General features: G+C 75.8%; 16 protein-coding genes. 9 read left to right on the top strand and 7 right to left on the bottom strand.

Going from position 1 to position 13673, the window contains the following annotated elements; genetic code table 11:
- Positions 1–167 precede the first annotated feature (167 nt).
- The 5 genes from D450_RS0104060 to D450_RS0104035 all read left to right on the top strand — a co-directional run bounded on the left by D450_RS0104060 (position 168) and on the right by D450_RS0104035 (position 4390).
- Entirely contained in the window at positions 168–737 is a 570-nt protein-coding gene (locus D450_RS0104060) for a hypothetical protein (RefSeq protein ID WP_026128372.1), read from the top strand.
- An 82-nt stretch (positions 738–819) separates the two neighbouring features.
- The gene (locus D450_RS0104055) at positions 820–2109 is read left to right on the top strand and encodes a Gfo/Idh/MocA family protein (RefSeq protein WP_017537398.1); all 1290 of its coding nucleotides are present in this window, start codon (positions 820–822) and stop codon (positions 2107–2109) included.
- On the top strand, positions 2097–2438 hold the full coding sequence (locus tag D450_RS0104050; protein ID WP_017537397.1) for a hypothetical protein: 342 nt from the start codon (positions 2097–2099) through the stop codon (positions 2436–2438). Before D450_RS0104055 ends, D450_RS0104050 begins: the two co-directional genes overlap by 13 nt.
- Positions 2439–2480: 42 nt before the next feature.
- On the top strand, positions 2481–3317 hold the full coding sequence (locus D450_RS0104045) for a thioesterase family protein (RefSeq protein WP_017537396.1): 837 nt from the start codon (positions 2481–2483) through the stop codon (positions 3315–3317).
- Between the two features lie 272 nt (positions 3318–3589).
- The gene (locus D450_RS0104035; RefSeq protein ID WP_017537394.1) at positions 3590–4390 is read left to right on the top strand and encodes an alpha/beta fold hydrolase; all 801 of its coding nucleotides are present in this window, start codon (positions 3590–3592) and stop codon (positions 4388–4390) included.
- Here the strand turns inward: D450_RS0104035 and D450_RS0104030 are convergent.
- Both D450_RS0104030 and D450_RS0104025 read right to left on the bottom strand, forming a co-directional pair.
- Positions 4378–4827 carry a hypothetical protein gene (locus D450_RS0104030; protein ID WP_017537393.1) on the bottom strand — a complete coding sequence of 150 codons (450 nt, stop codon included), beginning with the start codon at positions 4825–4827 and terminating at the stop codon, positions 4378–4380. The genes D450_RS0104035 and D450_RS0104030 overlap by 13 nt on opposite strands.
- Before the next feature lie 244 nt (positions 4828–5071).
- A complete protein-coding gene (locus D450_RS0104025; RefSeq protein WP_241483052.1) occupies positions 5072–5728 on the bottom strand; it encodes a hypothetical protein in 657 nt (218 codons plus the stop codon).
- A 198-nt stretch (positions 5729–5926) separates the two neighbouring features.
- Between D450_RS0104025 and D450_RS0104020 the strand changes: the two genes are divergently transcribed.
- On the top strand, positions 5927–6649 hold the full coding sequence (locus D450_RS0104020) for a CBS domain-containing protein (protein ID WP_026128371.1): 723 nt from the start codon (positions 5927–5929) through the stop codon (positions 6647–6649).
- Between the two features lie 22 nt (positions 6650–6671).
- Here D450_RS0104020 and D450_RS0104015 read toward each other — a convergent pair whose 3' ends face one another.
- Positions 6672–7619: a LysR family transcriptional regulator gene (locus D450_RS0104015; RefSeq protein WP_017537390.1), complete on the bottom strand. Its 948-nt coding sequence runs from the start codon at positions 7617–7619 to the stop codon at positions 6672–6674.
- Between the two features lie 177 nt (positions 7620–7796).
- Between D450_RS0104015 and D450_RS0104010 the strand changes: the two genes are divergently transcribed.
- Complete coding sequence (locus tag D450_RS0104010) at positions 7797–8726, top strand: threonine/serine dehydratase (RefSeq protein ID WP_017537389.1); 930 nt, start codon at positions 7797–7799, stop codon at positions 8724–8726.
- A gap of 25 nt (positions 8727–8751) precedes the next feature.
- On the opposite strand, the gene D450_RS0104005 is transcribed toward D450_RS0104010, so the two are convergent.
- A complete protein-coding gene (locus tag D450_RS0104005; protein WP_239647215.1) occupies positions 8752–9516 on the bottom strand; it encodes a potassium channel family protein in 765 nt (254 codons plus the stop codon).
- A 108-nt stretch (positions 9517–9624) separates the two neighbouring features.
- Between D450_RS0104005 and D450_RS0104000 the strand changes: the two genes are divergently transcribed.
- On the top strand, positions 9625–10293 hold the full coding sequence (locus D450_RS0104000) for a lysophospholipid acyltransferase family protein (protein ID WP_017537387.1): 669 nt from the start codon (positions 9625–9627) through the stop codon (positions 10291–10293).
- 124 nt (positions 10294–10417) lie between these two features.
- The gene (locus D450_RS0103995; RefSeq protein ID WP_017537386.1) at positions 10418–11422 is read left to right on the top strand and encodes a universal stress protein; all 1005 of its coding nucleotides are present in this window, start codon (positions 10418–10420) and stop codon (positions 11420–11422) included.
- Between the two features lie 26 nt (positions 11423–11448).
- Here D450_RS0103995 and D450_RS0103990 read toward each other — a convergent pair whose 3' ends face one another.
- The 3 genes from D450_RS0103990 to D450_RS29385 all read right to left on the bottom strand — a co-directional run.
- Positions 11449–12345, bottom strand: coding sequence for a universal stress protein (locus D450_RS0103990; RefSeq protein ID WP_026128370.1), 897 nt, complete (start codon positions 12343–12345; stop codon positions 11449–11451).
- Between the two features lie 113 nt (positions 12346–12458).
- Entirely contained in the window at positions 12459–13133 is a 675-nt protein-coding gene (locus tag D450_RS0103985; RefSeq protein ID WP_017537384.1) for a response regulator transcription factor, read from the bottom strand.
- 36 nt (positions 13134–13169) lie between these two features.
- Positions 13170–13673: cation transporting ATPase C-terminal domain-containing protein (locus D450_RS29385; protein WP_039820109.1), on the bottom strand; the 504-nt coding region annotated here is incomplete at its 5' end.

Raw genomic sequence — 13673 nt, 5'->3', positions numbered from 1 at the left:
CGACGCTCACGGACGCGGGTCCGCCCGTCAAGGGGCCCCCGCCGTGTCCGCACCTCGGCGCCGGTTTGACACTCCAGGGGATCGCGTTAGTGTCCGGGGGCGTTTCCGTGCACGCCAGGCGCCTGTCCGCGGCAGTACCCCCCGACTCCGGAAAGGCACGGTCCCCCATGGTCGACGACGGGCCGCGCTCGGCCGCGCGCCGGCGCAGGCGCGCGGCCGAGCGCCGGCGCCGCCTGCTGACGGTCGCCGCGGTGCTCACCGCCGGGACGGCCCTGACCGGCGCCCTGCTCGCCGCCTCGCTCGGCCCGGAGTCCGGGCGTCCGCCCTCCGCCGCCGACGGCGGGGACGGTGGGGGCGGTGGGGGCGGCGCGCCGGACGCCACCCCCTCCTCGCCGCCGCCGGCCTCCTCAGGCGCTTCGGCCCCGGCATCGGCCGCACCGTCCGCGAGCGCGCCCGGCGCCTCTCCGAGCGCCTCCCCCTCCGCCTCGCAGGAGGCCGGGCGGGACGGTGCGCCGGAGGAGGACGAGCCGACGCCCCCGACCGGTTCGCCGACCCCGCAGTCCCCTCCGGAGACCGCGCCGCCCCCGGACGAGGGCACCGAGCGGCCCCCGCCGGACGGTCCGCCCGGCGGCGGGGACGAGGGCGGAGACGGTGGAGACGGCGGCGGAGGCGGCGAGAGCCCGCCCCCGGAGGACGAGGAGCCCGTCGACGACCCCGGCTGCTGGATCTTCTGCTGACCGCCGCCCGCCCGGGGAAGGACACCCGTGGACGATGGGACCGCCCGCCCCCGCGGGCCCACGGGTGAGGAGGAACCCCCGCATGGCACCGGTACGGGTACTGATCGTGGGAGCCGGTTCGCGCGGCAGCGCCTACGCCGCCTGGATCCGGGAGCACCCCCGCATCGCGCGGGTGGTGGCGGTGGCCGAACCGCGCCCGGCCTACCGCGACCGCCTGGCGGACGCCTGCGGGGTGCCCCCCGAGGCGCGGTTCGCCGACTGGCGCGAGGCCGCCGCCCTGCCCCGGACCGCGGACGCCGCCCTGGTGTGCACGCTGGACGACGCCCACCTGGAGCCCGCCCTGGCGTTCGCCGCCTCGGGCCACCACCTGATGGTGGAGAAGCCGCTGGCGCAGACCCGCGCCGACTGCGAGGCGATCGTGGAGGCCGCCCGCCGCGCCGGGGTGCTGCTGGGCGTCGGCCACGTGCTGCGGCACGCCCCCTACACCCGCCTGGTGAGGTCCCTGCTGGACGCCGGGCGGATCGGCACGGTGACCGGCATCGCCCACGTCGAGCCGGTCGGCTTCTGGCACCAGGCCCACTCCTATGTCCGCGGCAACTGGCGGCGCACCGACGAGGCCGCGCCCATGCTGCTGGCCAAGTCCTGCCACGACCTGGACTGGATCCGCCACGTGGTGGGGCGCGAGCCCACCGCGGTGTCCTCGTTCGGGTCGCTGCTCCACTTCCGCCCCGAGCAGGCGCCGCCGGGGGCCGCCGAGCGCTGCACCGAGTGCCCGGTGGAGCCCGACTGCGCCTACTCCGCGCCGCGGATCTACGGCCGGTTCCTGGAGCAGGGGGCCACCGGCTGGCCGCTGGACGTGCTCACCCCCGAGCCGACCGCCGAGTCGGTGGCCGAGGCCCTGCGCACCGGCCCCTACGGCAGGTGCGTCTACCACTGCGACAACGACGTGGTGGACCGGCAGGTGGTGGCGCTGGAGTTCGAGGGCGGGGCGACCGGGACGTTCACCATGACGGCCTTCTCCCGGGCGGGCCACCGCCGCACCACGGTGTTCGGGACCGGGGGCGAGCTGCACTGCGACGGTGCGTCGGTGACCGTGGACGACTTCCTGGCCGGGACGACCGAGACGTTCAAGCCCGAGGCCGCGGACAGCGCGGGGGCGGGGCACGGCGGCGGCGACGGGGGCCTGCTCTCGGCGTTCTTCGCGGGGGTGGCCGCCGGGGACCCGGAGCTGGTGGAGACCGGCGGCGAGGACGCCCTCCGCTCGCACCTTCTGGTGTTCGCCGCCGAGCGCGCGCGCTTGGAGCGCCGGGTGGTGGAGCTGCCCGAGAGGACAGAGCAGACGGAGGAGACGGAGGGGGCATGGCACTGGTGAGGAAGGGCTCGCGGGAGATCACGGTGGACGGCCGCGCCTACCGCTGGCGGGTGCGGCACCGGCCCACCTACTACCAGGACTGCATGGGGGACCGCCTTTCCTTCGCGGTGGAGTCCGCGGACCCCCGCGGGGCCGTGCTCGTGGTGCGCACGCCGTTCCCGCACCCGAGCGCCCTGGTCCTGCGCGAGGAGCCGACCGCGGTGACGCCGGCGGGGGTGGCCCGCGCGGTGCGGGCGGCACTGGCCTCCGGCTGGGTGCCCGACCGGCCCGGGGCGCCGGTCACGGTCGACCTCCCCCCCCGGAGACCTATTCAACTAGTTGATCATTAGACTCGGGGCACCAGCCGTCCCCGCACCCCGAGGAGACCCCGCATGGCCGACTTCGCCGCCGCCACCGCGCTCACCGCGACCGCGGAACCGCCCGGCGCGCCCGCCGACGGCGCCCACCGCGTGTTCGACGCCGTCCTCGACCCGCAGTGGGCGGTCGGCGACAAGCTGCACGGCGGCTACCTGATGGCGGTCATGGGGCGCGCCGCCTGCCTCGCCTCGGCCGACGGCCACCCCGACCCGACCGCGATGGCGGCCTCATTCGTGCTCCCGCCCCGCCCCGGCCCCGCGCGCGTGCAGGTCGAGACCCTCCGCGCGGGCAAGGGCTCCACCCGCACGCGGGTGCGCCTGGAGCAGGACGGCGCCGTGTGCGTGGAGGCGCTGGCCACCAACGGGCGCCTCGGCGAGCCGGCCCCCTTCTGGTCGCGCACCGAACCGGAGCCGCTGCCCGCCGAGCACGCGTGCCCGCACTCCCCCGCGGACGTGCCCGGCTCCGGGTTCCGCGTCCCGCTGATGGAGGTGGTCGACCAGCGGATCGACCCGCAGATCGTGCAGGCCCTGGCCGGCCGCCCCTCCCTGCGCGGCCGGGTCGCCGGGTGGCAGCGGCTGGCCGGCGGCGCGGACTGGGACCCGCTGTCGCTGCTGGTCGCCCTCGACATGGTGCCGCCGGTCTCCTACGACCTCGGGCTGGCCGGGTGGGCCCCGACCGTGCAGATGAGCGCCTACGTCCGCGCCGTGCCCGCCCCCGGGCCGGTGCGGGTGGCGATGCAGGCCGAGGAGGTCTCCGGCGACCGCATGGACGTGTCGGTCCGCGTGTGGGACGCCAAGGACCGCCTGGTCGCGCAGGCGTCGCAGATCGCGGCGGTGCGCACGCCCGAGTGACGGTCGGGGCGGCTCCGGGGGCCGGACGGCCCCCGGAGCCGCCCCGACCGGACCTGGCGCCCGCTCCGGGTGATCGGCCTAGATGGAGGTGAACGAAAGGGGAACCACCATGGACTGGCCCACCGCGGCGATCATCATCGTCATCGTCCTCGCCGTGGCCTTCGTCATCGCCGCCATCGGCACCACCTACCTCGCCAGGGGGAGCAAGGACGACACGTGACCCGTCCCGCGGCGGCCGCGGGTGCCCTGCGAAGCAGGCGTAGAATGCGCGGATGCCGTACGCGACCGCCGCCGACCACTCCAAGATCCACTACGACGTGCAGGGCTCGGGCGAACCGCTGCTCCTGCTCGCCGGCCAGGCCAACGACCGGACCTGGTGGGACGGCGTACGCCCCGCCCTGAACGCGGCGTTTCGCACCGTGGCGCCGGACCATCTGGGCACCGGGGGCTCGGAGGCCCCGGAGGGGGCCGAGTACTCCACCCGCAGGTTCGCCGCCGACGCCGTCGCCGTCCTGGACGACCTGGGCGTGGAGCGCGCCCACGTGTACGGCACGTCGATGGGCGGCAAGGCGGCCCAGTGGCTGGCGGCCGACCACCCCGGGCGGGTGGGCGCGCTGGTGCTGGGCTGCACCTCGCCGGGCGGCGTGAACGCGGTGAACCCCTCCCCCGCCATCGCGCGCGCGTTGGGCTCACCCGACCGCGAAGCCGCGCTGCGCACCCTGATCGGCCTGATGTTCACGCCCGAGTGGACGGAGCGCCACCCCGGCCCCTACCGGGTGCTCGGGGACGCGGGCATGCCGCCGCACGCGCGCCGCGCCCACCTGGCGGCGAGCAGGGCGCACGACGCCTGGGAGGCCCTCGCGCGCATCACGGCGCCCACGCTCGTGCTGCACGGCAGCGACGACGCCTTCACCCCGGCGGCCAACGCGGCGCTGATCGCCGGCCGGATCCCCGGGGCACGCGTGCACCTGGTCGAGGGCGCCCGCCACGCCTACTTCGAGGAGCGGGCCGACGAGGCGGCCCGGGCGGTCCTGGACCACCTGCGGCGCCACCCCCTGGTTCAGGGCCGGTAGCCCCGGGGGTCGCCCGGCCTGCGGCTGAAGGGGCGGACCGTACCCCAGGCGGGTTCGTCGGCGGGGGCGACGCCCCTGCCCCCGGACGGGCCGCCGCCGCGGGAGGGCGCCCTGCGGGCGCGCTCCTCCTCGACGAGCCCGCGGGCGGTGCTGTCGATGCCCGCCCGCAGGGGCGTGGGCCCGTGGCGCTCCCCTTCGATGACGGCGGACGCCTGCTCGGTGATCGGGGCGTCGAACCCCTCGGCGTCCGGGCCCTCCTCCACGGTCTGCGGGGCGAGCCGCCCGCGGATCCGCCGGGGGAAGCGCCCGCGCTCGGGGTCGGCGATGCCCGCGCGGAAGTACCGCCTCGGCCCGGCGGTCCACTGCACGAGCCACCAGACGCCGAACAGGGCGCCCAGGAAGATCAGCGGTGCGAGGACCAGTGCCCATGCGGTCATCGTTCATCGCCTCCTCTCTCCCGGGGCGCTGACCGCATTCGGCGCCGCCATGCGGGGCCGCGCCGAATACGGCCGAGGGTGAGGGCCCTCTCCCGGTCAGGTGAGCCGCCCCAGGAACCCGTCGGGGCGGCGGGGGCATGGGCGGTTCCCTGTCCGGCTACCTCTGTGCGACCGGCACTTCGGTGCCCCGGCCCCGCGGTTATGGGCCCGCCGCTCAGGGCGGATCAGTCCGCTTCAGCCCGGTTCAGTCCAGGTCGACGAGGTCGGTCCTGTTCGCCCGGTTGATCGCCTGCTTCACTCGATGGGCGAATTCGGCGATCCGGTCGATCTCGTCCCACCGGCGCCGGCGCGGCAGCCCGTAGTCGGTGACCTCGGCGACGTCGTAGCCGTCGACCTCGGTCTCCTCGATCCTGAGCCCCTTGTCGCCGAAGGACTCGCGCTTGCGCTCGACCGTGGTGACCGTGCGGTAGCGGATCCAGTCGTCCCCGCTGTCGTAGACGCCGACGTCGTCGGCGCGCAGCGGGGCCGCCCGGGCGACCCGCTCCAGCTTGGGGATGACGTCGTCCTGGAGCACGAGGAGCTCGGGGACGGTCAGGGTGCGCACCCGGCCGTCGAGGTCCTCGACCTCCGCGCGCGCCCGCTGGCCGGTGCGCGAGATGCGCAGCGCGAGCTCCTCGTCCTCGGCGAGGATCGCGGCGATGCGCTCCCGGCACTCGGGGACGGTGTAGGGGCGCGCGGTGGCCTTCTCAGTGCCCGGCTCCGGCCGGTAGGCGCCGTCCCCCTCCAGGACGGAGGTCCGGTAGGAACGCCGCTCCGCACCTGCCAGGCCCAGACGGTCGATCCAGGTCTGCAGGTCCGATGCGAGCTTCTTGCGCCGGTCGAAGGCGTCGCCGAGGGTCATGTTCACGCCGGAGAACCTAGCCGCGCCCGTTCCCCGCGCGCCACCGCTTCTCCCCACGCGGCAGCGGTTCGTCCGTATCCGGCCATCGCCGCGACGAACGCCTCTGCCCTAAGGCACGGACGGCACTGACGGCGGGGGCGGGCGGAGGGGCAGGCTCGGAACCGCTCCCCTTCAGGTCCCGATTCCGAGGAGGGTCCGATGACCAGCTCTGTCAGTCGCGTCATGGCCACCGACGTGGTCTCCGTCGGCGAGGACGCCGGGTACAAGGAGGTCGTGGACGTCCTGGTGGCCCACGCCGTCAGCGCGGTGCCCGTGGTCGACGCCGAGGGCCGCGCCGTCGGAGTGGTGTCCGAGGAGGATCTGCTGCACAAGGAGGAGTTCAAGGACGAGGACGCCTCCGACGACTACTGGCCGCCGCTGCGCGCCCGGCTCCGTGCCCGGCTGGAGGGTGCGGGACTCCACGCGCACCGCGCCTCCGACAAGGCCGCCGCCTCCACCGCCCGGGAGCTGATGTCGGCGCCGCCGGTCACCGCCTCCCCCGACACCTCGGTGGTGCGGGCCGCCCGCCTCATGGAGCGGCACGGCGTCAAGCGCCTTCCCGTCGTCGACGACCGGGGGCGCCTGGTGGGCCTGGTCACCCGCAGGGACCTGCTGCGGGTCTTCGACCGGGCCGACGGCGACATCGCCGCCCAGGTGCGCCGGGAGCTCGACGAGACCCTGGGACCCGACGCGGGCCGCGCGGTGGCGGCCTCCGTCGACGACGGCCGGGTGCGGCTGACCGGGCGGGTGAACCGGCGCAGCGACGCCGAGCTCCTGGTACGCCGGGCCGGGTCGGTCGAAGGCGTGGTCTCCGTGGACGACGCGCTGAAGTGGCGCGTGGACGACATCGTCCCACCGCACGTGCAGTGGAAGACCCCCTGACCCCGGCCGGTGCCTGAGCACCTCAGCCGAAGCGCTCGGCCCCCCGTTCGCGCGCGCGGCGGGCCGATCCCTTGAGCACCTCCACCATCTCGGGGACCGGCCGCCAGGGGCGCCTCCGGTGCACGACGTAGATCTCGCGCGCCAGGGCGCGCCTGCGCGCACCGCCGGACGCCCCCGACAGCGCGCGCGCCACCCAGCCCTCCTTCGGGGCGGCGCCGAGGATCGTGCGGGGGATCAGGCCCACGCCCACGCCCGCGCGGATGAGCGCCAGCGTCACCTCGTAGTCGCGCGTCTCGTGCGCCACGGACAGCCGCAGGCCCGCCTCCTGGGCGGCGGCCTCCAGGGCGATCCGGTTCGAGATCCCCGGGGCCCCGCAGATCCACTCCTCCTCGGCCACGTCCTCCAGGCGCGGGTCGGTGCGCCCGCCGGCCGGGTGGCCCTCGGGCAGCACGAGGAGCAGCGGGTCGACCAGGATCCGCTCGCGGTGCAGCCCGGCGGCGGCCGGCAGCGGCACCCCCGGGTAGCGGTGGGTGATGAGCAGGTCCAGGTCGCCGGAGGTGACCAGGCCGTACCCGCCGGGCGGCTCCACGTCGGACAGGGCCAGCCGCACCTCGGGGCGGGCGCGCCGGAAGGCCGCCAGGGCGCTGGGCACCAGCGTCTTGCCGGCGCTGGCGAAGGCGCCGAGGGCGAGCCGGCGCGGCGCCTCGCCGGCCGCCGCGCGCACCGCGGCCTCGGCGTCGCGCAGGTCGCCCATCACCCGCTCGCCGTAGGCGAGCAGCTCGCGGCCGGCCCCGGTCAGGCGGACCCCGTTGCGCCCGCGCTCCAGCAGCGCGCAGCCCAGTTCGCGTTCGAGCTTGGACAGCTGCTGGGAGACGGCCGGCGCCGTGAAGGACATGCGCTCGGCGGCGGCGCTGATGGAGCCGGCGTGGGCCACCTCCACCAGGACGCGCACCCGGTTGGCGTCGAGCACCGCACCACCTCCGGATCGGAGAATCCCCAGGCAGGCCCCGCCCCGACCGGCGGCCGACCGACGCAGGGCGCCCCGGGCCGCCGCTTGTGCGGGACCTGCGCGATCTTAAAGGAACGCTTAATCAAGTTAAGCAGACACAACTTCACCTTAAGGCCGCGCGGCGGCAGAGTGGAGGCCATGACACCGAGCACCGCGATCCCCGCCCACCTGCCCACCTCGGGCGACGTCCGCGCCGCGGCCGAGCGCATCGCGCCGCACGCCCGCCGCACCCCGGTGCTGACCGCGCGGGTGGACGGCCGCCCGGTCACCCTGAAGCTGGAGCACCTCCAGCTGACCGGCGCCTTCAAGCTGCGGGGGGCGCTCAACGCACTGCTGGCCGGGCCGAAGGCCGCCAGCGTGGTGACCGCCTCGGGCGGCAACCACGGGCTGGGGGTGGCCACCGCCGCCCGGCTGCTCGGCATCGAGGCGGTGGTCTACGTCCCCGAGACGGTGCCCGAGGCCAAGGCCCGGCGCCTGGAGGCCTCGGGGGCCCGGCTCGTGCGGGTCGGCGAGCACTACGCGGTGGCCGCCGGGGAGGCGGTACGCCACGCCGAGCGCGAGGGCCTGCGCTACCTGCACGCCTACGACGACCCGGACGTGGTGGCCGGGCAGGGCACCATCGGGCGGGAGGTCGCCCAGGACGCCCCGGGCTGCGACGCGGTGGTCGTCGCCGTCGGCGGCGGGGGCCTGGCCGCGGGGGTGCGCCTGGGCGCCGGGGCCCGCACGGTGGTGGCGGTGGAACCTGAGGGGTGCCAGAGCATGCACGCGGCGGTGCGCGCCGGGGAGCCGGTCGACACGCCGGTGGACTCGGTGGCCTCCTCGGCGCTGGGCGCGGCCCGGCTGGGCGAGGTCCCCTTCGAGGTCCTGCGCGCCCACCCGGTGGAGACCGCCCTGGTCAGCGACGAGGAGATCGTCGCGGCGCGGGACCGGCTGTGGGAGGAGTTCCGCATCGCGGCCGAGCCGGCGGCGGCGGTGCCCTTCGCGGCCTGGCTGGCCGGGCGGGTGCCGGCCGAGCACCCCTGCCTGGTGGTCTGCGGCGCCAACGCCGACTGGAGGCCGGCGGACTGAGGGGCCGGCCGGGCCGAGGGGGCCGTCAGTCCCCCCGATCCGCCGGGGGCGGTGTCCGGCCCCCGGCCAGCTCGGCGCGGAGCGCGCGCACCTCCTCGGTCAGCGCGTCCACTTGGGCCTGGGTCGCGGTCGCGGTCTCCTGGGCGGTGTCGATCTTCTCGACGAACCAGGAGGCCAGCGTTCCGGTGACCACGCCCAGCAGGGCGATGCCGGCGGTGAACAGCACCACCGCGATGGTCCGCCCCCACAGGGTGACCGGGTAGAAGTCCCCGTAGCCGACCGTGGTGACCGTGGTCGCCGCCCACCACAGGGCCTCGGGGAAGGTCGTGATCACGGCGTCGGGCGCCCCGCGCTCGGCGTCGAGCACCGCCAGCGCGGCGCAGAAGATCAGCAGCGCCGCGCCGACCCCCGCGTACCAGGCCACGCTGCTGCGCAGGGTCACCATCTGCGCCCGCTTGTTCATGAAGCCCAGCACCAGGATCACCTGCACCAGCCGCAGCGGGCGCAGCACCGGCAGCAGGATGACCGCCAGGTCGAACAGGTTGCGGCGGATGAAGGGGGCCTTGCGCGGCGCCAGGGACAGGCGGGCCAGGAAGTCGGCGGCGAAGAGCGCCCACACCGCCCAGACCGCCGTGTCGCACACGGCCTCCCAGGAGTCGGACAGGTCGGGGTCGATGATCGGCCAGGCGTAGGCGGCGAGGAAGACGCCCGCGGCCGCCATCAAGGGCGCGAAGGTGCGGCGCCGCCAGTTCTCCAGCCTGGTCTCGTCGGGGGGATCGGTGTCAGGCATGCCCATTCGCTTCGGTCGTCGTGCAGGTAGGCGTGGGGACGGGGCCGGGGGCGGCCCGCGAGGTGCCGGTGGCTACCCTGTCCGGGTCGCATCACGGGGAGGGGCCACATGATCCACACGGCACTGCGCAGGGCCGGCTCTGCCATCGGCCGGGCGCTCTACCGTCCGGATCTGCGCGGCCTGGAGAACATTCCCGCGAGCGGGCCGGTCCTTCTGGCATCCAACCATCTGTCGTTCTGCGACAGTGTCGCGATCCCCCTCGCGGTTCCGCGTCCGCTCCGTTTCCTCGCCAAGGCCGAGTACTTCGACGCACCCGGGCTCAAGGGGCGCGCCTCCCGCACCGCGTTCACGGCCCTCGGAGCGGTCCCCGTTCGGCGCGGCGGAGGCCGGGAGGCCGTCGACGCCTTGGATCTCGGCCTTTCGGTCCTCAAGGACGGCGGCGCCTTCGCGATCTACCCCGAGGGCACGCGCTCGCCCGATGGGCGACTGTACCGGGGGCGCACCGGGGTCGCACACCTGGCCCTGACGTCGGGCGCCCCGGTGGTCCCGGTCGCCGTGCAGGGCACCGACCGGGTCCAGCCCATCGGCGCCAAGGTGCCCAGGATCGCCCCGGTCGGCCTGAGCTTCGGCGAGCCGCTGGACTTCTCCTTCGGCTACGGGCACATGAAGACCGGCAGGGCGCGCAGGGTCGTCACCGACGAGGTGATGGACGCGATCGCCGCTCTGTCGGGCCAGGAACGGGCGGCCGGGTACAACCCGAGGTCGGCGGAGGACTGAGCAGGGCGGGGACCCGTCGGAGGGGGACGAAGGTCCCGACCCGACGGGAGCGGCGGCGGTGCCGTACCGGGGCCCCGGTGACCAGAATGGTCTCGCGGCCCCAGTCGGAGGAAAGGACCCCGCCATGAGCACGACGGACGAAGGCACAGGCTTCGGAACGGGACACGGCACCGAGCCCGCCGGGGAGCACGAGCGGCCCGGGCCCACCGGCATCGTCGTCGGTGTCGACGGCTCGCCCGGGGGCCGTGCCGCCCTGGAGTGGGCGGCCCGCGCCGCCGCCGTGCGCGGGCTCGAACTCCTCGTCCTGCACGCCCTCAACATGCCCCTGATCACGGTCCCCTTCGGCTATCCGGTGCGGATGACGCCGACCGCGGAGACCGCCGGGCGCGCCGCGCACCTCGTGCAGGCGGCCGTGTCCGGCCTGGCCGAGGCCCACCCGGGACTCGTGGTGCGCTCCCAGCTCTCCTCGTCCGACCCCGCGCACGCACTGATCGCCGCCGGGCGCACGGCCGCGATGGTGGTGGTCGGCTCGCGCGGCCTCGGCGGACTGGGATCGGTGTTCCTGGGTTCGGTGAGCATCCGGGTCGGCGCGCACGCCCACTGCCCGGTCGTGGTGGTCCCCGGGGCGGCCGACGAGCACGAGGACCGGCCGGGCCGCCGGCCGGAGCACGGCCGCGTGGTGGTGGGCGTGGACGGCTCCCGGGACTCCGACGTCGCGCTGCGCTTCGCCCTCGACCACGCCGCCCGGACCGGCGCCGAGGTGGTCGCGCTGCACGCCTGGCTCATCTCGGCGCCCATCGACACCCGCGGTCTGGCGGACGCCTCCTATGTGGTCGAGCACCGCTTCGCCGCCGAGAGCGCGTACAAGCACGTGCTCACGATGGTGGAGGCGGCGCGCACCGAGGCGACCGCCGACGTTCCGGCCCGGGCGGTGGCGGTCGAGGACCACCCCGCACACGCCCTGCTCACCGAGGGCGTCGGCGCCGACCTCATCGTCGTCGGATCGCGCGGGCGCGGCGGCTTCGCCGGCCTGCTCCTGGGCTCGGTCGGCCAGACCGTCCTGCACCACGCCGAGGTGCCGGTCGCGGTGGTGCGCCACCGGCGGACGGAGGACTCGGTGGCGGACTGACCGAGAGGACGCCGGGTGCGCGCCGCTCAGCGGGTGTCGGCGCGCACCACGGCGGTGGGGACGGTGCCGTGGGTCAGCAGCGACTGGCTGACCGACCCCAGCAGCATTCCCTTGAAGCCTCCGAGCCCCCGGCTTCCCACCACGAGCACGTCGGCGTTCTCCGAGGCGTCGATCAGGACCCGGGCCGGATGCCCCGGAACCGCCGACTCCTCCACCTCCACCTGCGGGTAGCGCTCGCGCAGCCCCGCCAGCGACTCGGAGAGCATGCGGCGCGCCTCCGCTGCGGCCGCCTCGAACTCCGCGGCCTCGGAGCCGCGGTGCAGCGGGGTCTCCGACCCGCCGAAGCGCCCGTGGGAGAAGGAGCCGTGGGCGGTGAGCGCGCGCAGGGCCGCGCCCCGGGCGCCCCCCGCCGCGAACGCCCACTCCGCGGCGGCGGCCGCGGCCTGCGAGCCGTCGACACCGAGGACCACGCGCCCGGTCGGCGGCTCGGGCTCGCGGTCGGGGACCACCACGACCGGGCAGCGGGCCGAGGCGGCCAGCTCCACCCCGGTCGATCCCAGCATCAGCGAGCCCAGCCTGCTCAGCCCGCGCGAGCCGATCACGGCGAGTTCGGCGCGGGCCGCCTCGGTGAGCAGCACGGGCGCGGCGTCGCCCACTTTGAAGTCCGCCTCGGTCCGCAGGCCCGGGACACGCTCCTCGGCCCGCACCCGCGCCTCCTCGACGATGCTGCGGGCCAGGTCGTCGACGGAGAAGTTCGGGATGCCCGCCGGCACCCGGTGGTACAGCGGCCAGTCGAAGGCGTAGACGATGCGCAGGCGCCGCCCGCGCAGCCGCGCCTCGTCGGCAGCCCAGTCCAGGGCCCGCAGGCTCGCCTCGGTCCCGTCGACCGCCGCCGTCACCGGTGCTTCCGGCCGCTCGTTCATCGCCGCCCCCAACGCTGGCCTCGACTGTGCAGGAGCAACGCTACGGAGCCGGGCCGGGGCCGCGGCAGCGACGAAGGTTCGTCATGGACGGGACTTTGCGACCGCCCAGGGCGTCAGTCCGGACGCCGGCGGCGGGGCTCTTGGGACTTCAGGCGGGCGGCGTAGACGGCGGCCTGGGTGCGGCGCTGCATGGCCAGCTCGGACAGGATGCCGGAGACGTAGTTCTTCACGGTCTTCTCGGACAGGAAGATGCTCTCGCCGATCCGGCGGTTGGTCATGCCCTCGCCGATCAGCTCGAAGACGCGGCGCTCCTGGTCCGACAGGACGGCGAGGGGGTCCTCGCGCTCGGCCTCCTCGCGGATGCGCCGCAGGAGCCGGGCGGTGCTGCGGTGGTCGAGCAGGGAGTCGCCCCCGGCCACGGTCCGGATGGCGCCGACGAGGTCGCTGCCGTGGATCTGTTTGAGCACGTACCCGGCGGCGCCTGCCATCACCGAGTCGTAGAGCGCGTCGTCGTCGGCGTAGGAGGTCAGCATGAGGCAGGCCAGATCGGGCAGGCGGGAGCGCAGCTCGCGGCAGACCCCGACGCCGTCGCCGTCGGGCAGGCGCACGTCGAGCAGCGCCACGTCCGGCTCGACCGCGGGGATCCGTGCGAGCGCCCCGGCCGCGTCCGCGGCCTCGCCCACCACCTCGATGTCGGACTCGCCCCCGATCAGCGCCCCGACACCGCGCCGGACGATGTCGTGGTCGTCGACCAGGAAGACTCTGATCGCACGCTCGCCGCCCGCCATGACACGCCCCCTCGATCGGCTGCGCCGTGACCGAGCCTACTCCCCGCCGTCCGGGCCCCACATCCGGCGGGCGTCCGAGCGGCGCCAGAGTGCCTTGTCGGTCTCCACGGCGACGTATGCGGCGGCGCCGACGGCCAGCACCAGCGCCCAGGTGCTCCCGGCGACGGGCGCCGTGTGGAAGAGGGCGTTCATGACCGGGGTATAGGTGAACAGCAGCTGCAGCACCGCCATGACGGTGATCCCCGCCCACACCCACCGGTTGGGCCCCTGCGGGCGCAGCCGTTCCAGGGAGCGGCAGCTGATCAGGTAGGCGGCCTCGACGACGACGAACACGTTGACCGCCGCCGTGCGCGCCTCCTCGACCGGGGCGCCGCCCGCCAGTGCGTGGTGGAAGACGCCGAAGGCTCCGGCGACGAGGATGAGGGAGACCAGCACGATGCGGCGCACCAGGTCGCGGCTGAGGACGGGCGCGCGGGGCCGCCGCGGAGGGCGCCGCATGGTCTCCGGCGAGCGGGGCTCGAAGGCCAGGGTGAGGCCGAG

The organism is Nocardiopsis halophila DSM 44494 (assembly GCF_000341245.1).
Taxonomy (GTDB): domain Bacteria; phylum Actinomycetota; class Actinomycetes; order Streptosporangiales; family Streptosporangiaceae; genus Nocardiopsis_A; species Nocardiopsis_A halophila.
Note: the sequence above shows the minus strand (reverse complement) of the source record. Positions and strands in the feature narration are given on the sequence as shown.

What these genes read in the sequence shown, in the direction of transcription:
- D450_RS0104060 (WP_026128372.1), top strand. Translation starts at nt 168, where the DNA reads ATGGTCGACGACGGGCCGCGCTCGGCCGCGCGCCGGCGCAGGCGCGCG.
- D450_RS0104055 (WP_017537398.1), top strand. Translation starts at nt 820, where the DNA reads ATGGCACCGGTACGGGTACTGATCGTGGGAGCCGGTTCGCGCGGCAGC.
- D450_RS0104050 (WP_017537397.1), top strand. Translation starts at nt 2,097, where the DNA reads ATGGCACTGGTGAGGAAGGGCTCGCGGGAGATCACGGTGGACGGCCGC.
- D450_RS0104045 (WP_017537396.1), top strand. Translation starts at nt 2,481, where the DNA reads ATGGCCGACTTCGCCGCCGCCACCGCGCTCACCGCGACCGCGGAACCG.
- D450_RS0104035 (WP_017537394.1), top strand. Translation starts at nt 3,590, where the DNA reads ATGCCGTACGCGACCGCCGCCGACCACTCCAAGATCCACTACGACGTG.
- D450_RS0104030 (WP_017537393.1), bottom strand. Translation starts at nt 4,827, where the DNA reads ATGACCGCATGGGCACTGGTCCTCGCACCGCTGATCTTCCTGGGCGCC.
- D450_RS0104025 (WP_241483052.1), bottom strand. Translation starts at nt 5,728, where the DNA reads ATGACCCTCGGCGACGCCTTCGACCGGCGCAAGAAGCTCGCATCGGAC.
- D450_RS0104020 (WP_026128371.1), top strand. Translation starts at nt 5,927, where the DNA reads ATGACCAGCTCTGTCAGTCGCGTCATGGCCACCGACGTGGTCTCCGTC.
- D450_RS0104010 (WP_017537389.1), top strand. Translation starts at nt 7,797, where the DNA reads ATGACACCGAGCACCGCGATCCCCGCCCACCTGCCCACCTCGGGCGAC.
- D450_RS0104005 (WP_239647215.1), bottom strand. Translation starts at nt 9,516, where the DNA reads ATGCCTGACACCGATCCCCCCGACGAGACCAGGCTGGAGAACTGGCGG.
- D450_RS0104000 (WP_017537387.1), top strand. Translation starts at nt 9,625, where the DNA reads ATGATCCACACGGCACTGCGCAGGGCCGGCTCTGCCATCGGCCGGGCG.
- D450_RS0103995 (WP_017537386.1), top strand. Translation starts at nt 10,418, where the DNA reads ATGAGCACGACGGACGAAGGCACAGGCTTCGGAACGGGACACGGCACC.
- D450_RS0103990 (WP_026128370.1), bottom strand. Translation starts at nt 12,345, where the DNA reads ATGAACGAGCGGCCGGAAGCACCGGTGACGGCGGCGGTCGACGGGACC.
- D450_RS0103985 (WP_017537384.1), bottom strand. Translation starts at nt 13,133, where the DNA reads ATGGCGGGCGGCGAGCGTGCGATCAGAGTCTTCCTGGTCGACGACCAC.